General features: G+C 71.0%; 17 protein-coding genes. 16 read left to right on the top strand and 1 reads right to left on the bottom strand.

Going from position 1 to position 19,164, the window contains the following annotated elements; genetic code table 11:
• Window positions 1-81: 81 nt before the first annotated feature.
• The 11 genes from dnaJ to AB0H54_RS23805 all read left to right on the top strand — a co-directional run bounded on the left by dnaJ (window position 82) and on the right by AB0H54_RS23805 (window position 13,991).
• A complete protein-coding gene (gene dnaJ / locus AB0H54_RS23855) occupies window positions 82-1,236 on the top strand; it encodes a molecular chaperone DnaJ (protein WP_355278709.1) in 1,155 nt (384 codons plus the stop codon).
• Window positions 1,237-1,240: 4 nt separating this feature from the next.
• Window positions 1,241-1,981, top strand: a complete 741-nt coding sequence (locus AB0H54_RS23850; protein WP_357347957.1) for a 16S rRNA (uracil(1498)-N(3))-methyltransferase — start codon at window positions 1,241-1,243, stop codon at window positions 1,979-1,981.
• A gap of 208 nt (window positions 1,982-2,189) precedes the next feature.
• A complete protein-coding gene (locus AB0H54_RS23845) occupies window positions 2,190-3,251 on the top strand; it encodes a PhoH family protein (RefSeq protein ID WP_336083603.1) in 1,062 nt (353 codons plus the stop codon).
• A 63-nt stretch (window positions 3,252-3,314) separates the two neighbouring features.
• Window positions 3,315-3,869, top strand: a complete 555-nt coding sequence (gene ybeY, locus AB0H54_RS23840; protein ID WP_189033070.1) for an rRNA maturation RNase YbeY — start codon at window positions 3,315-3,317, stop codon at window positions 3,867-3,869.
• The gene (locus AB0H54_RS23835; RefSeq protein WP_357347955.1) at window positions 3,866-5,239 is read left to right on the top strand and encodes a hemolysin family protein; all 1,374 of its coding nucleotides are present in this window, start codon (window positions 3,866-3,868) and stop codon (window positions 5,237-5,239) included. The genes ybeY and AB0H54_RS23835 overlap by 4 nt, the downstream gene beginning before the upstream one ends.
• Window positions 5,232-5,567 carry a cytidine deaminase gene (locus AB0H54_RS23830; RefSeq protein ID WP_355278718.1) on the top strand — a complete coding sequence of 112 codons (336 nt, stop codon included), beginning with the start codon at window positions 5,232-5,234 and terminating at the stop codon, window positions 5,565-5,567. The genes AB0H54_RS23835 and AB0H54_RS23830 overlap by 8 nt, the downstream gene beginning before the upstream one ends.
• On the top strand, window positions 5,560-6,465 hold the full coding sequence (gene era, locus AB0H54_RS23825; protein WP_357347953.1) for a GTPase Era: 906 nt from the start codon (window positions 5,560-5,562) through the stop codon (window positions 6,463-6,465). Before AB0H54_RS23830 ends, era begins: the two co-directional genes overlap by 8 nt.
• Before the next feature lie 90 nt (window positions 6,466-6,555).
• A complete protein-coding gene (locus AB0H54_RS23820; protein WP_357347951.1) occupies window positions 6,556-9,387 on the top strand; it encodes an ABC transporter substrate-binding protein in 2,832 nt (943 codons plus the stop codon).
• Between the two features lie 158 nt (window positions 9,388-9,545).
• Window positions 9,546-11,213, top strand: coding sequence for a serine/threonine-protein kinase (locus AB0H54_RS23815; protein ID WP_357347949.1), 1,668 nt, complete (start codon window positions 9,546-9,548; stop codon window positions 11,211-11,213).
• Window positions 11,200-12,408 carry a hypothetical protein gene (locus tag AB0H54_RS23810; protein WP_357347947.1) on the top strand — a complete coding sequence of 403 codons (1,209 nt, stop codon included), beginning with the start codon at window positions 11,200-11,202 and terminating at the stop codon, window positions 12,406-12,408. Before AB0H54_RS23815 ends, AB0H54_RS23810 begins: the two co-directional genes overlap by 14 nt.
• Window positions 12,405-13,991 carry a protein kinase gene (locus AB0H54_RS23805; RefSeq protein ID WP_357347945.1) on the top strand — a complete coding sequence of 529 codons (1,587 nt, stop codon included), beginning with the start codon at window positions 12,405-12,407 and terminating at the stop codon, window positions 13,989-13,991. Before AB0H54_RS23810 ends, AB0H54_RS23805 begins: the two co-directional genes overlap by 4 nt.
• Window position 13,992: 1 nt before the next feature.
• On the opposite strand, the gene AB0H54_RS23800 is transcribed toward AB0H54_RS23805, so the two are convergent.
• Window positions 13,993-15,420, bottom strand: coding sequence for an amidase (locus AB0H54_RS23800; protein ID WP_357347943.1), 1,428 nt, complete (start codon window positions 15,418-15,420; stop codon window positions 13,993-13,995).
• Window positions 15,421-15,571: 151 nt separating this feature from the next.
• Here AB0H54_RS23800 and AB0H54_RS23795 point away from each other — a divergent pair, with 151 nt between their 5' ends.
• From AB0H54_RS23795 to AB0H54_RS23775, 5 genes are all read left to right on the top strand, one after another.
• Complete coding sequence (locus AB0H54_RS23795; RefSeq protein WP_357347941.1) at window positions 15,572-16,438, top strand: alpha/beta hydrolase; 867 nt, start codon at window positions 15,572-15,574, stop codon at window positions 16,436-16,438.
• Window positions 16,425-17,027 carry a TetR/AcrR family transcriptional regulator gene (locus AB0H54_RS23790; protein WP_357347939.1) on the top strand — a complete coding sequence of 201 codons (603 nt, stop codon included), beginning with the start codon at window positions 16,425-16,427 and terminating at the stop codon, window positions 17,025-17,027. The genes AB0H54_RS23795 and AB0H54_RS23790 overlap by 14 nt, the downstream gene beginning before the upstream one ends.
• Window positions 17,028-17,081: 54 nt before the next feature.
• Entirely contained in the window at window positions 17,082-17,852 is a 771-nt protein-coding gene (recO, locus tag AB0H54_RS23785; RefSeq protein ID WP_355278743.1) for a DNA repair protein RecO, read from the top strand.
• 69 nt (window positions 17,853-17,921) lie between these two features.
• Window positions 17,922-18,734, top strand: coding sequence for an isoprenyl transferase (locus AB0H54_RS23780; RefSeq protein ID WP_357347937.1), 813 nt, complete (start codon window positions 17,922-17,924; stop codon window positions 18,732-18,734).
• Between the two features lie 74 nt (window positions 18,735-18,808).
• Window positions 18,809-19,162, top strand: a complete 354-nt coding sequence (locus AB0H54_RS23775; RefSeq protein WP_355279261.1) for a YbjN domain-containing protein — start codon at window positions 18,809-18,811, stop codon at window positions 19,160-19,162.
• Window positions 19,163-19,164 lie beyond the last annotated feature (2 nt).

Here is a 19,164-nt window from a genome sequence, read left to right as displayed (position 1 = left end):
CCGGTAAAGTTGAGTGGATTCGACTAAGGATGCGCCCGGCGCTCGGCTGGACCACAGCGACCAAGGACTAGAGAACTCACAGTGGCACGGGATTACTACGGACTGCTCGGCGTCGGCAAGAACGCCACCGACCAGGAGCTCAAGCGCGCCTACCGCAAACTGGCCCGCGAACTGCACCCCGACGTGAACCCGGACGAGGCCGCACAGGCCAAGTTCAAGGAAGTCTCGACCGCCTACGAGGTGCTGACCGATCCGGAGAAGCGCCGGATCGTCGACCTCGGTGGTGACCCGCTCGAAAGTGGCGGCGGCGGTGCCGGTTTCAACGGCGCGGGTTTCGGCGGTCTCGGCGACGTCTTCGAAGCGTTCTTCGGCGGCATGAGCGGGCAGGGTGGTGGCGCGCGCAAGCCGCGCGGCCGCGTCCAGCCCGGCGCCGACTCGCTGATCCGTACCCGGCTGAGCCTGGCCGAGTGCGCGGTCGGCGTCACCAAGCACCTGACCGTCGACACCGCGATCCTCTGCGACATCTGTCAGGGCGCCGGCACCAACGGCAACTCCAAGCCGGTGCGCTGCGAGACCTGTGACGGCGCCGGTGAGGTGCAGTCGGTGCAGCGCTCCTTCCTGGGCCAGGTGCTCACCTCGCGTCCCTGCCCGACCTGCCGTGGCGCGGGCGAGACCATCCCCGACCCCTGCCACAAGTGCGGTGGCGACGGCCGGGTCCGCGCGCGTCGCGAGATCGCCGCGCCCATCCCGGCCGGTGTCGCCAACGGCATGCGGGTGCGGCTGGCCGCCCAAGGCGAGGTCGGCCCCGGTGGCGGCCACGCCGGTGACCTCTACGTCGAGGTCGTCGAGCAGCCGCACGACACCTTCGTCCGCGACGGCGACGACCTGCACTGCACCGTCCGGGTCCCGATGGTCGACGCCATCCTGGGCACCACGGTCGTCGTCGACACCATCCTCGACGGCCCGACCGAGCTCACCATCGCGGCGGGCACCCAGCCCGGCGAGGTCATCCAGCTGCGCGCCCACGGCATGCCCCGGCTGCGCTCGGGCGCCCGCGGCGACCTGCTGGCGCACCTCGACATCATCGTGCCGACCAAGCTGGACGGGAAGCAGACCGACCTGCTGCGCAAGTTCAAGGGCATGCGCGACAAGGACCGCGCCGAGGTGATGTCGGCGCAGTCCGAGCACAACAGCGGCCTGTTCGCCCGGCTGCGCGCGTCCTTCAGCGGACGCTGAGGCCGTGGCCGCGACGGTCTTCTACCTCGACGAGGTGCCCGAACCGGGTGCCGTCGCGGTCCTCGACGGTCCGGAGGGCAGGCACGCGGCCACCGTGCGCCGGATCAAGGTCGGCGAGCCGATCACCCTGTCCGACGGACGCGGTGTGCTCGCCGAATCGGAAGTCGTTGCGGCCCAGAAGGACCGGCTCGAACTCGCGGTGCGGCACCGGCGGATCGCCGCGCCGGTGACGCCGCGGGTCACCGTGGTGCAGGCGCTGCCCAAGTCGGATCGGTCGGAGCTGGCCGTCGAGCTGATGACCGAGGCGGGCGCCGACGTCATCGTGCCGTGGCAGGCCGCGCGGTGCGTCTCGAACTGGGAGGCGAAGGCCGCCAAGGGCGTCGAGAAGTGGCGGGCCGCCGCCAAGACCGCGGCACGGCAGTCCCGGCGGGCCTACATTCCCGAGGTCACCGACCTGCACCGCACCCGCGATCTGATCGAGCTGGTGCGAAAGGCCGGCGCGGACGGCGCGATCGTCGCCGCCCTGCACGAGTCCGGCGCGGGCAAGTTCACCGAGCTGCCGCTGGCCCAGGCGGGCGATGTCGTGCTGATCGTCGGGCCCGAGGGCGGCCTCGACGACGCCGAACTGGCCGCGCTGGCCGAGGCGGGGGCCACCAACGTGGTGCTCGGCCCGACCGTGCTGCGCACCTCCACGGCCGCCGCGGTGGCACTCGGTGCCCTCGGCGCGCTCACTCCGCGCTGGTAGATCACCCGCCCGGCGGCCGCCGCCCGCTCGTGACCTGCGATCACCGGTCGATCGCGGTTCGGCCGATCCCGCCGTTATATCGCTGGGCGGTGTCGGTGCCGCGCGTTAAACTGTGCTCATCGAACACACAGTCGAGACCGGAAGCAGGCCATAGCCACTTTTGAAGAACTCAGGCGAGATCGGCGACCCCACCAACCCCGTATCAGGCATCGGCGCAGGCGGAAACAACGCGGGTCCCGCGGCGCGAACAGTGCGTTCCAGCATCGAACTCGCCCCGGAGTCTGTTTTCCCGTTCCTCGGCTCGGCCGACCAGAATCTTCGTCAGCTCGAGAAGCTGCTCCCGGCCGACATCCACGTCCGCGGCAACACCGTCACCATCACCGGTAAGGCCGGCGATGTGGCGCTGGCCGAGCGCGTCATCGAGCAGCTCGTGGCGCTGACCGGCCGCAATCGGGTGATCACCCCCGAAGCGGTCCGGCACACTGTCTCGATGCTCACCGAGGGCGTGTCCGAATCGCCCGCCGAGGTGCTGAGCCTGGACATCCTGTCGCGCCGCGGCAAGACCATCCGGCCCAAGACGCTGAACCAGAAGCGCTACGTCGACGCGATCGACGCCAACACCATCGTGTTCGGCATCGGTCCCGCCGGTACCGGCAAGACCTACCTGGCGATGGCCAAGGCGGTGCAGGCCCTGCAGTCCAAGCAGGTCACCCGCATCATCCTGACCAGGCCCGCGGTCGAGGCCGGCGAGCGGCTCGGCTTCCTGCCCGGCACGCTCAACGACAAGATCGACCCGTATCTGCGACCGCTCTACGACGCGCTGCACGACATGATGGACCCGGAAGCGATCCCCAAGCTGCTCGCCTCGGGTGTCATCGAGGTCGCGCCGCTGGCGTACATGCGTGGCCGCAGCCTCAACGACTCGTTCATCATTCTCGACGAGGCGCAGAACACCACGGCCGAGCAGATGAAGATGTTCCTGACCCGCCTCGGCTTCGGTTCGAAGATGGTGGTCACCGGTGACATCTCGCAGGTCGACCTGCCCAACGGGCAGCGCTCGGGTCTGCGGGCGGCCGCAGAGATCCTCACCGACATCGACGACATCCACTTCTCGGAGCTCACCAGCGCCGATGTGGTGCGCCACCGGCTGGTCTCCGACATCGTCGACGCCTACGACCGGTACGAGTCCGACACCCGCGCGGTTCCCGGCCCGCACTACCCGGGCAACCGGGCACAGCGCCGCGCCGCCGGCCGCGCGAACCGGGGGTAACTCACGCCACGCTGGCCCGATGCCGCTCCCGGCGGCGTCGGGTCGGCACCGTACCCTGAACAGGTGAGCATCGAGATCGCCAACGAATCGGGCATGGACGTCCCCGAAGAAGACCTGGTCAGCGTCGCACGTTTCGTCATCGGCCGGATGGACGTGCATCCCGCCGCCGAGCTGTCGATGGTGCTCGTCGATCTCGACACCATGGCCGACCTGCACGTGCGCTGGATGGACCTGCCCGGCCCGACCGACGTGATGTCGTTCCCGATGGACGAGCTGGAGCCGGGCGGTCGCCCCGACAGCCCCGAGCCCGGCCCGTCGATGCTCGGCGACATCGTGCTCTGTCCGGAGTTCGCGATGGGGCAGGCGCAGAAGGCGGGCCATTCCCTCGACCACGAGCTGGCACTGCTCACCGTGCACGGCGTGCTCCACCTGCTCGGCTACGACCATGCCGAGCCGGAGGAGGAGAAGGAGATGTTCGCACTGCAGGCCCAGCTGCTCGAGGAGTGGTACGTGAGCCTGCGTGAGGAACAGCGGCGCGCCGAACTGGCCGAGCGCGATGCCCAACTGCTCGGCAAGGCAGGTTTCACCGCACCGGGTGACGCCCTGGGCCCCGCGTGACCGCACTGACCCAAATCCTGCTGGCGATCGTGCTGATCGGCCTCGGCGGGGTGTTCGCCGGAGTCGACTCGGCGTTGAACACGGTGTCGCGCGCCCGGCTCGACGACATGGTCCGCGAGGAACGGCCCGGCGCGGCGCGGCTGCGCAAGATCGTCGACGACCGGCCGCGGTACGTGAATCTCATGGTGCTGCTGCGCATCCTGTGCGAGATCACCGCGACCGTCCTGCTCGCCGCCGCGGCCCTGTCGCTGTGGAGCGCGGGCACGGCGCTGCTGGTGACCGCCACGGTGATGGTGGTCGTGTCCTACGTCGTGATCGGTGTCGGCCCGCGCACCCTCGGCCGCCAGCACGCCTACTCGATCGCGCTCGGCGCCGCGGTGCCGTTGCAGATCATCGGCGCGGCGCTGGGGCCGGTGAGCAGGCTGCTGATCCTGCTCGGCAACGCGATCACCCCGGGTAAGGGATTTCGCAACGGCCCCTTCGCGTCCGAGATCGAGCTGCGGGAAGTGGTCGACATGGCCCGCGAGCGCGGCGTGGTCGCCGACGACGAACGCCGGATGATCCAGTCGGTGTTCGAACTCGGCGACACCCTCGCCCGCGCGGTGATGGTGCCGCGCACCGAGATGGTGTGGATCGAGGCCGACAAGACCGCGGCCCAGGCGATGTCGCTGGCGGTGCGGTCGGGGCACTCGCGGATTCCGGTGGTCGGCGAGAACGTCGACGACGTGCTCGGCGTGGTGTACCTCAAAGACCTTGTCCCGTACGCCGATCGCAGCCGCAAGGTGACCGTGCGCGAGGTCATGCGGCCCGCGGTGTTCGTCCCCGATTCCAAGCCGCTCGACGATCTGCTCGACGAGATGCAGCGCCGCCGCAACCACATGGCGCTGCTGGTCGACGAGTACGGCGGCATCGCGGGTCTGGTGACCATCGAGGACGTGCTCGAGGAGATCGTCGGCGAGATCGCCGACGAGTACGACACCGACGAGACCCCGCCCGTGGAAGACCTGGGCGACGGCCGCTACCGGGTGTCGGCACGGCTGTCGGTGGAGGATCTCGGCGAGCTGTACGGGCTCGACATCGAGGATGAGGACGTCGACACCGTGGGTGGGCTGCTGGCCCACGAGCTGGGGCGCGTCCCGCTGCCCGGGTCGAAGGTGACCGTCTACGGCCTGGTGCTGCGCGGCGAGGGCGGCGCCGACGCGCGCGGGCGGATGCGGGTGAACACCGTGCTGGTGCGCCGCGACGCCGAGAAGGACAAGAAGACCGAGAAGTCCCGCAAGGGCAAGACCAACGGCACCGAGCAGACCACCAACGGCAGCGAGCCCGCGGAGGTCACCGTGCCCGACGACAACGGAGATACCGATGAGTGAATTGGACGCCGAGGACAACAAACTGCTGGTGCTGGCGCGGGGCGCGCTGGGCCGCACCGGTGGCGCGAGTGGCGCCGCCATCCGCGACACCGACGGTCGCACCTACGCCGCCGGCGAGGTCGCGCTGACGGCGCTGCGCCTGACCGCGCTGCAGGCCGCCGTGGCCGCCGCGATCTCCAGCGGCGCCGAGGGTTTCGAGGCGGCCGTCGTCGTCGGCGGTGACGCCGACGACGCGGGCATCGCCGCGGTTCGCGAGGTCTCGCCCTCGGCCGCGGTGATCCGCACCGACCGCGCGGGCGCCGTGCTGAGCGAGGTGCACGGTGGCTGACAAGGAATTCCGTTCCGGCTTCGTCTGTTTCGTCGGCCGCCCGAACACCGGCAAGTCGACGCTGACCAACGCCCTGGTCGGCACCAAGATCGCGATCACCTCCTCGCGTCCGCAGACCACCCGGCACACCATCCGCGGCATCGTGCATCGCGAGCACGCCCAGCTGATCCTGGTCGACACCCCCGGCCTGCACCGCCCGCGCACGCTGCTCGGCCAGCGGCTCAACGATCTCGTGCGCGACACCTACTCCGAGGTCGACGTGATCGCCGTGTGCATCCCGGCCGACGAGAAGATCGGACCCGGTGACCGCTGGATCGTCGAGCAGATCAAGATGATGGCGCCCAAGACCACCGTGCTCGGCGTGGTCACCAAGATCGACAAGGTGAGTCGCGACCAGGTCGCCCACCAGTTGATGGCGGTCTCGCAGCTGCTCGGGCCCGAGGCCGAGGTCGTGCCGGTGTCGGCGGTCAAGGGTGAGCAGGTCGAGGTGCTCGTCGACGTGATCGCCGCGCAGATGCCCGAGGGCCCGGCGTTCTACCCCGACGGCGAGATCACCGACGAGCCCGAGGAAACTCTGATGGCCGAGCTGATCCGCGAGGCCGCGCTCGAGGGCGTGCGCGACGAACTGCCGCACTCGCTGGCCGTGGTGATCGAGGAGATCCAGCCGTACGAGGCCAACGAGGACATGCTCGAGGTGCATGCCCTGCTGTATGTCGAACGGCCGAGCCAGAAGGCGATCATCATCGGCAAGAACGGTTCCCGCCTCAAGGAGGTCGGCACCAACGCCCGCAAGCAGATCGAGCACATCCTGGGGACCCGGATCTACCTGAACCTGCACGTGAAGGTGGCCAAGGACTGGCAGCGCGACCCGAAACAGCTGGGGAAGCTGGGCTTTTGACCGTTTGAGCGTCGGCGGTACGGGGTATCGTTCGGCGAATACGCCGACGGTGTTCGGTGTGCTCGCTGATCGCCCGGGGAGGCCGTCGAAGTGCCCGATGCCAATGATGTCGGCAAGCTGCTGGAGTTGCTGCGGGCGCTGGAGATCCCCGACACCAAACCGCGGGTGCTGCGCACGCTGCTGCGGGGGCGTCGCACGCTGCCCCGGCCGATCGTCGAACTGGTCGGGGTGCAGGGGCACGCGGTGCTGGTCGCCGACCTCTACAGCTGGCTGAGTGAATCGGGCGGCCGCCGCGCGACCCCGCGGGCCAAGGTCGACCTGCACGCGCCGGACCTGCCACGCACCGCGCTCACACCTGACCTCACCGCGGTCAGCTCGCACGACGATCAGGAGATCGCCGGGCATTGCCTGCCGATCATCCAGCAGCTGGTCGCCGGCTTCGCGGCCGACGACACCGCGATGGGCGCGATCAAGTTCCCGCGCTACCGCACCGCCGATTGGCTGACGCGCCAGCGGGTCACCAGCGACGAGTCCGAGGCCCCCGACGAACTGCGCCGCAGGCTGCCGAAGCTGCTGCGCAGCGGATCGCCGACGAGCCGCTCCGACACCGCGGAAGGCGTAGCGGGGGACACGATCTCGCGCGTGGTCTTCGGCGTGCTCGCGCTGTGGCCGGTGCTGCGGCTGTGGCTGTGGGTGTCCGGGCGCATCCCCGGGATGTCGAAGGTGACCAGGTGGTTCCTGCACCAGCGCTACCTTGCACCCGAATTGTCCGGTAGTTTCCTGGGTTTCGCGTCCCGGCTGACCGCCTCGCACCGGGTCGACGAGAACGAGGAGCAGGTCGCCAAACTGCTGATCCACGCGTTCCTCGAGGATCTGCGCGACGCGTACCGGCGCCGGATCTGGCGGCCGTCGAGCTGGCGGCGCACCGCCTATCCGGTCGCGCTGCTCGGAGGTCTCGCCGAGGGCAGTGACGGTGCCCGCATCCTCACCTGGATCAACGAGATCAGGAACGAGACCGGGCATTTCGACCCGCTGGTGCTCGTCGCATTCCGGGACGAGGGCCCGAACCGCGAGGTCGGCGAGCTCGGTGACATCGGGGAGCTGCGCACGCTGCGCACCCTGGAGAGCCTGGCCGAGCAGCCCTCGCCGCAACCGCCGGACCCGTTGCAGAGCTGGGTCAGGGAGATCGACAACCGGCGCACCCACCGCCAGGCCGACGCGTGGTTCCTGCCGCTGCGCGCGCTGCTGCCCCCGGACACGCCGCCGCGGATCAGCGACCCGCGCTTCCGCGGTCTCGCCCTGCCGCCCGCACCGCCGATGGCGGCGCGCAGCTGGTTCGTCGGCCTGTGCGTGCTCATCCCGATCGCGCTGGCCGTCGCCGCCGCGCTGGTCTACTTCCCGCCGCTGCGCGGCGCGCCGTGCTCGCAGTGGCCGTGGACCGGCGGTGTCTCGGTGGCCCTGCGCGACGGTGAGTGCGTCGGCTACAGCGACAACGCCGCGCAGCTCTTCGCCGACGATCCCGAGCTGACGGCCATGCAGCGCGAGGTGTTCCGGCTCAACGAGCAGGCCACGAAGGCCCGCGCGAGCAACCCCGACCGGCCGCTGGTCTCGCTGGTGTACTTCGCCGGTCTCAGCTACGCCGACACCAATGTGCGCTACCCGCACGCCCAGGTCGAGGAACTGGCCGGGCTCGCGGTGCAGCAGCGCCGCGCCCTGCTGGCCTCCGACGAGTCGGAACCGTTGCTGCGCGTCGTCATCGCCAACGGCGGCTCGGACATGCGCCAGGCGAGCTGGGTGGTCGAGCACGCGCTGCGCGGCCTGGTGGCCGACGACCCCAGCGTGCTCGGCGTGGTCGGCATCGATCGCAGTACCGACGAGACCCGCACGGCGATCGCCCGGCTCGGCGAACTCGGCGTGCCCGCGGTCGCGACGACGCTGTCGGCCGACGGCCTGGATCGCGCCTCGCCCCTGTATTTCCAAGCGGCGCCGAGCAATACCGTGCAGGCCCGGCTGGTCGCCGACTACGTCCAGGGCGCGCGCGAGCCGAACGGCGCCCCGCGCTACGACAAGGTGACGATCTACCACCCCGAGGCGGCCGACGACCTGTACGTGACGACGCTGGTCGCCGATCTGCAGGCCGAGCTCGCCGGCCGCGGTGTCGCCCAGCAGAGTCTGAGCTGGCGCGAACAGCAGGAGCTGTACCGGTTCCCCGCGCCGTGCGAGACCGAGGGCGCCGACCGGCGCACCCTGCTGTTCTTCGCGGGCCGCAACGCTGATTTCCCCACCTTCGCCAAGGCGGTCAGCCGCGGCTGCCTCAGTGGCGCAGGACCGGCGATCCTCGGCAACGACGCGGTCACCCGGCTGATCACCGACCCCAAGGCCACCGCCGCGCTGCCGGCCAACCTGACGGTGCGCTACGTGTCCAAGGCCGCGCCGGTGATGCTCGGCGGCGCCGACTGCGTCAGCGGCGTCGGCAAACTCGGCGATCAGCCGGTGCCGTTCGAACACGAGCAGCTGTGCGTCGAACTGGCCGGGCTGATCGAGGACCTGCGCGGCTACCCGGACCTGGCCGATTACCGCCCGACGTGGGCTGGTGACCGCACCGGGCTCGCGTTCGACGTGAGCGGCCTGTTCCTGCAGGCGGTCCGGGCCAGCCGCGGCGTCCTCGCCGACCTGCCGCCGAACCGGACCGCGATCGCGGTGCAGTTGCGCGAGAGCGACTATCGCGGTGTCACCGGCACCCTGGGCTTCTCGACACGTCGCGTCGCCGACGGCTCGTCGATCGCGGTACTGGTCACCACCGCGGTCGGCGGTCCCGGCCCGCAACGCTGCCTGATCATGTTCCCGCGCCGGACCGGTCAGGACGGCTGCCCGGCCGGGACGAAGAGCGATCTCGAGGGCTGGACCGAACCGGGGCGGTAGTGCGGAGATGTCGGAATTCCCGGACCGCACTACCGGATTCGTGCTGTTATAGTCGCTCGAACATGACCTCCGGGTGGGGACCGGCTTCAGCGGCGACCGATTCGGAGACGCTGCCGGAAGGGTCCCGGTAGCACTGTGACCGTGGGAGACCGGGGCGGGTGAGTATCGCAGAGGGCGCGGAGTTCGCCGGGTATCTGATCGAGCGGCGACTGGGCGCCGGTGGCATGGGCACCGTCTACCTGGCCCGCCATCCCCGCTTGCCGCGCCACGACGCGCTCAAGATCCTGGCCGACGACCACGCCGCCGATCCCGAGTTCCGGGCCAGGTTCCTGCGCGAGGCCGAACTCGCCGCCGCGCTGGCCCATCCGAACCTCGTCGCCGTGCGCGATCGCGGGGAGACCGACGGCAAGCTCTGGATCGCCACGCAGTACGTCGCCGGGTCGGACGCGGCCGAACTCGTGCGCGACGCGCCGTCGGGGCTCGATCCGGCGCGGGCGGTGCACATCGTCGGCGAGGCGGCGCGCGGACTCGACGCGGTGCACCGGGCCGGGCTCCTACATCGCGACGTGAAGCCGGCCAACATCCTGGTGGCCGAGGAAGCGGGTCATCCCGACCGGGTGCTGGTCACCGACTTCGGGATCGCGCGCCGGGCCGAGGACACCGCGACGCTCTCGGCGGGCGGCGGACTCGTCGCGACCCTGTCCTATGTGGCGCCCGAACAACTCGGCGGCGACCGGGTCGACCTGCGCGCCGACGTCTACGCGCTCGGCTGCTCGCTGTTCCAATTGCTGGTCGGCACAGTGCCGTTCGTCCGGCAGACACCAGCGGCGCTGATGTACGCGCACCTGCACGAGCCACCGCCGCGGCCGTCGGCGCTCCGGCCGGAGCTGCCCGCCGCGTTCGACGCTGTGATCGCGCGGGCCATGGCGAAAGACCCCGCCGACCGGTTCGCCTCCTGCGGTGACCTGGCGGCGGCCGCTCGTGCCGCGGCGGACGGGCGCGCGCTGCCACCGACCGCGGCGACCCCCGCGCTCCCCGGCGCGACGACGATCGCCGAGACGCGGGCACAGCCGTCGGTGCAGGACGCCCCGCCGCACGAACCGTCCGTGCTGCCACTGCCCGTCGCCGGACCGGGCTTCGGCGGGACATGGCCACCCGCCCCGATGCTCGAGGCCGACCCGTTCACCGCGGCCCTGCTGCGCCGCCGGACGCCGTGGGGCAGACTGATCCGCCGCCGTGGCTTCCGGGTGGCGGCAGCGGTGGTCGTCGTCCTCGGGCTCGCCACGACGGCGGCGCTGGTCGCCGCCGGACCCGACGACTCGGCATCGCGCACGGCCGCGTCCACCACGCTGCCGCCACTGCCGCCGGCGACCGCGTGGGGTGCCTACAGCTTCGTCGCCGACACCTTCCCCGACCTGCTGCCCGCCTTCCAGTTCGGTGTCGGCTACCAGGAGCTTACCGGCTGCTACATGTTCGACGAGAAGTGGAACTTCGCGCCGACGGACAAGGCCGAACCGATCGCGAAGATGAGCTGTAGCGGAAACCGTGATCCCGCCGTCGGGATCACGATCGTCTGCAATACCGACCGCTCCCGCATGCTGGCGCAGCCCAGCACCGATCAGGTCGAGGGCAACGAGGAATGGCGCCGCCCGACCGGCACCGGGAACCTGCACTGGGGCAGCAATATCGGCCTGGACAAGACCCAGACCGGCTTCCTGCACGTCTACTTCGACGAACCGGCGCGCTCGTTCTGCCGGATCGATGTCAACGGCGGCGACAACGGCGCCGAACTGCGCGAGAAGTGGTGGGCCGATGCGCCGCTGTGATCCCCGCGCTGCCGTGCGGACGGCCGCCCTGCTCGCCGTCCTCGCGCTGACCGGCTGCACGGTGGCGGGCACGCCGGAACCGGCCGACGCCGACCTGTCGACGCTGGATTACGGTACCTACCAGCATGTTCCGCTGGTAGCGCCGGACGGCGACGAGTACTCGGGCCGGGTGCTGGAGTCGGTGCGGATCGGCGAGGTGATGATCAACCCGGCCAAGGCCGACGCCGCCCTGTCCCTGCCCGCCGACGCCAAACCCACGGTCCCGCTGCCGACCCCGGCCAAGGTGTCCGGTGTGCTGTCGGAGCAGGCGCGCGCCGTGCTCGACAAGTACGGCATGATCGCCGGATTCCAGGTCGCGGGCACCGACTCGGTCCGCACCAAGGGGCTGTCGCTGCTGGCGCTGCGCATGCCGGATCCGGAAGCCGCCGCCAAGGCCGCCGTCGACCTCGATGCGACCGACGCGGCGGTCAGCCGCGAGAATGTCGCCGTCGCGATCCCGAACTATCCCACGGCGCGGGCGCATTGGCGGCCCGCCGTGGCGAGCATGGCCGCCACCGTCGCGCGCGGCTCGTTCGTGGTGAGCGTGCTGGTCGCGCACCCGACGCCGGACGCCGCGGCCCTGACCGGGTTGATCGGCAAGGCCTTCGACGCGCAGCTGCCCGAACTCGATCGCTTCGTCGCCACCCCGGTCGACCAGCTCGCGCGCCTGCCGCTCGACGGCGAGCAGATGCTGACCCGGCTGGTTCCGGAGAAGCTGGGCCGCTGGTCGCGGCCCGCCGTGCTGCTCATCGATCGCGAACAGCTCGCCGGGGGCAAGACGCTGGTGCACGCCAGCGGCGTGGTCTACGGGCCGAACGTGGCCTATCTGAACGGAACCCGGCAGCAGCGATCCACGGCCGACGCCTTCGCGATGATCGGCTTCGACGGGCTGATGCGGTATCCCGATGCCGTCGAAGCGCGCCGTGCCTTCGATCGCGGGACCCGGTCACTGGCCGCCGACGGCTTGCGGACCGTCGCCGGTCCGGCCGGGCTGGCCGATGTCCAGTGCCTCGACGACGACGCGGGCCAGCCCGCGGTGCGCTTCGCCTGCCGGGTGCTGCACGGACGCTATGTCGCCACCGTGTTCGCGCCGCGCGAGCAGCAGATCAAACAGAAGGCCGCCGCCCAGTACAGCCTGCTGGTGCGCGCCGGATGACCGCACAGCTGCGGTCCGGCTCGGTCTTCGCTGGCTACGTGATCGAGCGGGTGCTCGGCAGTGGTGGGATGGGCACCGTCTACGCCGCGCGGCATCCGCGGCTGCCCCGCCTGGACGCGATCAAGGTGCTGAGCGAAGCGCACAGCGGCGCACCGGAATTCCGGGCCAGGTTCATCCGGGAGGCCGAACTGGCGGCCCGCATCGATCATCCGAACGTGGTGGCCGTGCACGATCGCGGCCTCGTCGACGGCATGCTGTGGATCGCGATGCAGTACGTCGCGGGGACCGACGCCGCGGCGGTGTTGCGCGCCGGTGTGCCCCGGCCGGAGTACGCGCTGCACATCGTCACCGAGGCGGCCGCCGGGCTGGACGCGGCGCACCGCGCCGGGCTGCTGCACCGCGATGTGAAACCGGCCAACCTGATGCTGGAGACGCGGCCGGGGGAGTCGGACCGGATCCTCGTCGCCGACTTCGGCATCGCCAAATCCGGCGCCGACAGCACCGCGCTCACCGAACCCGGCGCCTTTCTGGCCACCCTCGCCTACGCGGCGCCGGAACTGATCCGGCTCGATGCCGTGGATCGCCGGGCCGATCTGTATTCGCTGGGCTGCACGCTGTTCGAACTGCTCACCGGGCGTAAGCCGTTTCCCCGCGACACCGTCGCCGCGGTGATCAACGCCCACCTGACCGAGCCGCCGCCCCGGCCGACGCAGGTGAACCCGCACCTGCCACGGGCCATCGACGCGGTGATCGCCAGGGCCATGGCGAAGAATCCCGACGATCGGTACTCCAGTTGCGGCGCGCTGGCCGCGGCCGCGGCCGCCGCGTTCGGTGCGCCGGTGCCGCCGACGACGCGCGTGGCCCAGCCGGGTACGCCGCGTGAACCGGCCGGTCGCCCGGGCTTCGCGCCCGACGCCCTGGCCGAGGCGACCACTGTCCCGGTCGGCCTCGGCTCGGCTCGGGAACCACGCCGGGTCGTCCCGGCGCGCCGATGGCCACTGGTCGCCGGGGCGACGGCCGTGCTCACGATCGCGCTGGTCGCGGTCGGTGTCGTCGCGCTGAATCGCGATCAGTCACCGAGCGCCGCGCCCGCGTCCTCGGTGCCGCCGACCACCGCCGCCGAATCGGCATGGGGTGTCCACGACTACATCGTCCGGGCCTTTCCCGGACTGCTCCCGCGCACGCCGTTCGCCAGCGGCTTCCAGGGCATCCGGTGCGCGGCCGTCGACAAGGAGCACCGGCCGATCGCGCTCGACCGGCACGACGGCATCGGCAGGCTCAGCTGCAACGGCGATCGCGATCCCGTCGAGCGGATGACGGTGTACTGCAACGGCGACCGCACGCCGAGCAGCGCGCGCCCGTTTCTCGAGGCGACCGCGATCCGGGAGGAGAACTGGGAGCGCTCCTCGGGCCGCGGCAAGCTCATCGTCCAGGACATGCCGGGCCTGCGGGCAGGCACGACATCGGGCGGACTCGTCGTCCAATTCGACGACACCGCGCGCAACTTCTGCCTGCTCAGCGTTTTCGGCGCCACCAACGGCGCCGAGCTCTACGACCGCTGGTGGCCCATCGCGCCGCTGTGACTCACCACCACGGCGTGGGTCGCTCTCGTTCCCAGCGCAATTCGGCTTCCAGCTGTGCCGCCAGTGAGATGAGCATCGGCTCGGTGTTCGCGGTGCCCATCAGCTGCGCGCCGATCGGCAGCCCGGCCTCGGTGAAACCGGCGGGCACGTTCACACTCGGCCAGCCGAGGACGTTCCACGGCCAGGTGTACGGGCAGGCGGCGGTGATCAGGTTGTTGGTGGCGCCGACGCCGATGCCGTCGATCTCCTCCGCGCGCGGGGGCGGGGTGGCGGTGGTCGGGGCCAGGACCAGGTCGTAGTCGTCGAAGAACCCGCCGATCCGCTTGTGCAGCAACGGCTCCGCGCGCCGAGCCGCAGCGAGCACGGGACCGCCCAAGACGCCGCCGAGCCGGGCGTTGGCCGTGGTGCGCGGGTCGACGACGGCCTCCGGCATCGCCCGGCGCACCCGGGTGATCCCGGCCATCGAGCGTGGCAGGAACGAGGCGCCGATCATCAGGCCGTAGTGCAGGTCGGCCACGGTGACGGTGTGCCCGAGGCCGCGCAGCGTCTTCGCCAGCGCGTGCACGGCGGCCGCGATCTGCGGGTCCAGCGCGGTCTTGGTCGCGGTGAACGGAATCCGCAGGGAGAGTGCGATTCTGAGCTTGCCGGGGTCACGTCCCACGGCGGCGCTCGCGTCGATCGGCGCCGGGGTGTGCAGGTCACCGTGGTGTGGCCCGGCGGCGACGTCGAGCAGCAGGGCGGCGTCGCCGACGGTACGCGCGAGCGGCCCGTTGACAGTGAGGCCGTAGAACGCCTCGGCGTGCGGCCAGGTGGAGATGCGCCCGCGCTGCGGCTTGATCCCGACCAGGTTGTTCCACGACGCCGGGATGCGCACCGAGCCCGCGCCGTCGGAACCCAGTGCGGCGGGCACCAATCCGGCCGCGACCGCCGCCGCGGAACCGCCCGAGGAGCCGCCGGGGGTGCGCGTGCGATCCCAGGGATTGCGGGTGTGGCCGAAGGCGTCGCCGCTGGTGAACGGGAGCTGGCCCAGCTCACAGGTATTGGCCTTGCCCACGATCACCGCACCGGCGGCGCGCAGCCTGCGCACCGATTCGGCGTCCTCGGTCTTCGGCGTGAACTCGCCACCGCAGCCGAAGGCGGTGATCTCCCCGGCGATATCGGTGTCGTCCTTGACCGCGATCGGTACGCCGAGCAGCGGCAGCCGCGCACCGGCGGCCAGGCGCGCGTCGGCGTCGGCGGCTTCGCGCAGCGCGGCCTCCCTGCGGACGACGCGGAAGGCGTTGAGCGTCGGCTGGGCGGCCTCGATCCGGTCGAGCGCCGCGGTCACGGCGGCGACGGAGGAGAGGCTGCCGTCGGCGATCGCGGCGGACATTTCGGAGAGGCCGAGGTCGGCCGATGGCTTCGGCGCGAGGCGGTCGGGCGCGGACATGTGAACTCCGTCTCTGCAGGTAGTGGGGTCGACGGTAGCGTCGAGCTGGTCACCCGTCCACATACCCTGGGTGGATTTCTCGGCTATAGACATACATCCCGTATGTATGTAACAGTGGTGAGGCCCAGCATTCGAACCAGGGGAGGACCCCATGGGAATCAGCTCAGCACTCGGCCCGGCGCGCGAGATCGCCCTGTCGTCCGGCCGCATCCGCTACCACGACACCGGCACCGGATCGCCGGTCGTGTTCGTCCACGGCCTGCTGGTCAACGCCGACCTCTGGCGCGGGGTGGTGCCCGGCCTCGTCGCCGCCGGACACCGCTGCCTCACGCCCGACTGGCCGCTCGGATCGCACTCGATTCCGCTGCCCGACGCCGACCTCACGCCCACCGGCATCGCGGACCTCATCGCCGAGTTCCTCGACGCGCTCGACCTGACCGATGTCACCATCGTCGCGAACGACACCGGCGGCGCGCTCACCCAGATCCTGATGACCCGCAGGCCGGAACGGATCGGCCGGGTGGTGCTGGCCGCCGTCGACTGCTTCGAGGTCTTCCCGCCGCAGCCGTTCGCGAGTCTGCTGAAGGTCGCGAAGCTGCCCGGCGCCATCGCCGCGCTGCTCGCGCCGCTCGGGTGGCGGCCCCTGCAGCGGTTGCCGCTCGCCTTCGGGTTGGTGACCAAACGCCATCTGCCGCAGGAGATCGCGAAGTCCTACCTGCGGCCCGCCCAGCGTGATGCCGCGATCCGCGCCGACCTGTGCCGCTTCGCGGCGGGCGTGGACAATCGGGTCACCCTGGCGGCCGCCGAGCGCTTCGGCCAGGTCGATGTCCCGGTGCTCGTGGTGTGGTCCACCGAGGACCGGCTGTTCCCGATGACGCTGGCGCAGCGGCTCGTCACCGCCCTGCCGAAGGCGAGCCTGCGCACCGTCGACGACTCCTACACCTTCGTGCCCGAGGACCGGCCGGAGTTGCTCGCCGAACTGATCGTGGAGTTCACTCGGCTGCATGCAGCGCCGTAGTCAGGAGGATCGCTCCCGCACCACCCGAGCCGCGCTCGAGCAGGCAGGCCGCAGCCTGTTCGCCGAGCGCGGCTTCGCCGCGACGTCCGCCGAACAGCTGGTGGCCGCCGCCGGCGTCACCCGCGGCGCGCTGCACCACCACTACGGCGACAAGCGCGGATTGTTCCTGGCCGTGCTCGAGCAGATCGAGACCGAGGCGACCGCGGAGATCGCGAGCGCGGTGGCGGCGGTCGACCCCGACGACGTCGTTGCCGGGATGACCGCGGGTCTGGCCTGCTTCCTCGACATCTGCGGCCGCCCGGAGATGCTGCGCATCGTCCTGATGGACGCCCCGACCGTCCTCGGCTGGCCCGCCTTCCGCGACTTCGAATCCCGGCACGGCCTCGGCCTGATCACCGGCGAACTGCAACGTGCCGTCGACGCCGGTCTCGTCCCGGCCGTCCCCGTCGCGGTCCTCGCGCAGCTGCTGCTCAGCGCCATCACCGAGGCGTCGCTCATCGTCGCCCACGCCGAGGACCCCGAGCGCGCTCGCGCCGAGACCCAGCAATCCCTGTTGCTGCTCATCGCGGGTCTGCTGCGCCGGGACTGACCGGCCCGCCGTGTCCGTGGTGGCGGTGTCGGGTCGACGTGGAAGACTGGGGCCGTGCGGTTGTATCGGGATGAGGCGGTGGTGGTCCGTCAGCACAAGCTGGGCGAGGCCGATCGCATCGTCACGCTGCTGACCAGGCAACACGGTCTGGTGCGCGCGGTCGCCAAGGGGGTGCGGCGCACCAAGTCGAAGTTCGGGGCGCGGCTCGAGCCGTTCGCCTACATCGACGTGCAGCTGCATCCGGGCCGCACACTCGACATCGTCACCCAGGTGACCACGGTCGAGGCGTTCGCCGCCGACATCATCGACGACTACGGCCGCTACACCACGGCCTGCGCGATCCTCGAGACCGCCGAACGCCTCGCGGGTGAGGAACGCGCGCCCGCGCCGAAACTGCACGCGCTCACCGCGAGCGCCCTGCGCGCCATCGCCGCCAAGCAGCGCCCGCACGAACTCGTCCTCGACGCCTATCTGTTGCGCGCCATGGGTTTCGCGGGCTGGGCGCCCGCCCTCGACGAGTGCGCCCGCTGCGCGACGCCGGGCCCGCATCGCGCGTTCCATGTCGCGGCGGGCGGTGCGGTCTGCGTGCACTGCAGGCCGCCGGGCGCGAGCACCCCGGCTGCGGGTGTCCTCGATCTGCTCGTCGCCCTGCTGAAGGGGGAGTGGGACTACATCGCCGGCGTCCCCGACAATGTCCGCCGACAGGCCAGCGGTCTGGTCGCCGCCCACCTGCAGTGGCACTTGGAACGGCAGCTGCGTACCTTGCCGCTGATCGAGCGTTCCCGGACCGACACCGCCGCCCCCGTGGTCGACCGCGTCGGCTGACGTCACACGGGCGCCGTCGCCTGTGTGGATGCCGGAGCCCGTGCGGGGCGCGCGAGACGATCAGGCAGGATGGAAGCCGTGATCCTGCGTCGTGACTCTTCCACCGCGAGCAAGACGGCCCGCACCGTTCGCCCACCGTCGCCGCACCCCTCGGGTGCGCGGCCGCCCGCGATCCCGCCGGAGCTCGTCCCCAACCACGTCGCGCTGGTGATGGATGGCAACGGCCGCTGGGCGCAGGAGCGTGGCCTGCCGCGCACCGCCGGGCACGAACGCGGCGAGGCCGTGCTCATGGACGCCGTCGAAGGCTGTATCGAGATCGGCGTCAAGTGGCTGTCGGCCTACGCCTTCTCCACCGAGAACTGGCGGCGCAGCCCCGACGAGGTGCGCTTCCTGATGGGCTTCAACCGCGACGTGATCCGCCGCCGCCGCGACGAGATGCACGAGATGGGCGTGCGCGTGCGCTGGGCCGGGCGCCGACCGCGCCTGTGGCGCAGCGTGATCAAGGAGCTCGAGGTCGCCGAGGAGCTCACCAAGGACAACGACGTGATGACGCTGACCATGTGCGTCAACTACGGCGGCCGCGCCGAGATCGCCGACGCCGCACGGGAGATCGCGCGCCGGGTGGCCGCGGGCGAGATCGATCCGGAGAAGATCGATGAGGCGACCGTCGCCCGGTACCTCGACGAACCCGATATGCCCGACGTCGACCTGTTCCTGCGTCCCTCCGGCGAGTTCCGCAGCTCGAACTTCCTCATCTGGCAGGCCGCGTACGCCGAATTCGTCTACCAGGACACGCTTTTCCCCGATTTCGACCGGCGTAACCTGTGGGACGCGTGCCTGGAATACGCCAAGCGCGATCGCCGCTTCGGCGGCACCAAATGAGCGACGGAGCCGACATGGACGCGGTGGTCACGCCCGAACTGGACCTGCAGGCGCGCACCGGCGCCTGCCTGCAGATGCAGGACATCGATATCCGCGTCGACGCCGACGGCTCGCTCGGCTTCGAATACGACGGCGCGCTGTGCTCGATCCGCGCCGTCACCCTCGCGCCCGGCCTCACGGTGCTGTCACTGACCAGCGTGCTGGCCTGGGATCGGCCGCTCAAGCCGCAGCTGCACAAGCGCGTCGCCGAGCGCAACAACGAGATCCAGTTCGGCTCGGTCACCCTGATCGGGCGCGGCAAGCTGGGCGATGTCATCCTGCGCTACACGTTCCCGGCCGAGGGTCTCGACGATCAGGCCCTCACCACCATGCTGCTGCTCACGCTGACCGGCGCGAGCAGGGCCAGGCAGGGCCTGCTCGCGCCGTAGGC

Origin of the sequence: Nocardia sp. NPDC050718 (assembly GCF_040654235.1) — a bacterium.
Taxonomy (GTDB): domain Bacteria; phylum Actinomycetota; class Actinomycetes; order Mycobacteriales; family Mycobacteriaceae; genus Nocardia.
The sequence above is the reverse complement of the archived record's forward strand: the minus strand, read 5'-3'. Positions and strand labels throughout refer to the sequence as shown.

Coding starts and splice junctions, on each gene's coding strand:
- AB0H54_RS23830 (WP_355278718.1), top strand. CDS start 5,232: ATGAGTGAATTGGACGCCGAGGACAACAAACTGCTGGTGCTGGCGCGG.
- AB0H54_RS23810 (WP_357347947.1), top strand. CDS start 11,200: ATGCGCCGCTGTGATCCCCGCGCTGCCGTGCGGACGGCCGCCCTGCTC.
- AB0H54_RS23805 (WP_357347945.1), top strand. CDS start 12,405: ATGACCGCACAGCTGCGGTCCGGCTCGGTCTTCGCTGGCTACGTGATC.
- AB0H54_RS23800 (WP_357347943.1), bottom strand. CDS start 15,420: ATGTCCGCGCCCGACCGCCTCGCGCCGAAGCCATCGGCCGACCTCGGC.
- AB0H54_RS23795 (WP_357347941.1), top strand. CDS start 15,572: ATGGGAATCAGCTCAGCACTCGGCCCGGCGCGCGAGATCGCCCTGTCG.
- AB0H54_RS23790 (WP_357347939.1), top strand. CDS start 16,425: ATGCAGCGCCGTAGTCAGGAGGATCGCTCCCGCACCACCCGAGCCGCG.
- AB0H54_RS23780 (WP_357347937.1), top strand. CDS start 17,922: ATGGAAGCCGTGATCCTGCGTCGTGACTCTTCCACCGCGAGCAAGACG.
- AB0H54_RS23775 (WP_355279261.1), top strand. CDS start 18,809: ATGCAGGACATCGATATCCGCGTCGACGCCGACGGCTCGCTCGGCTTC.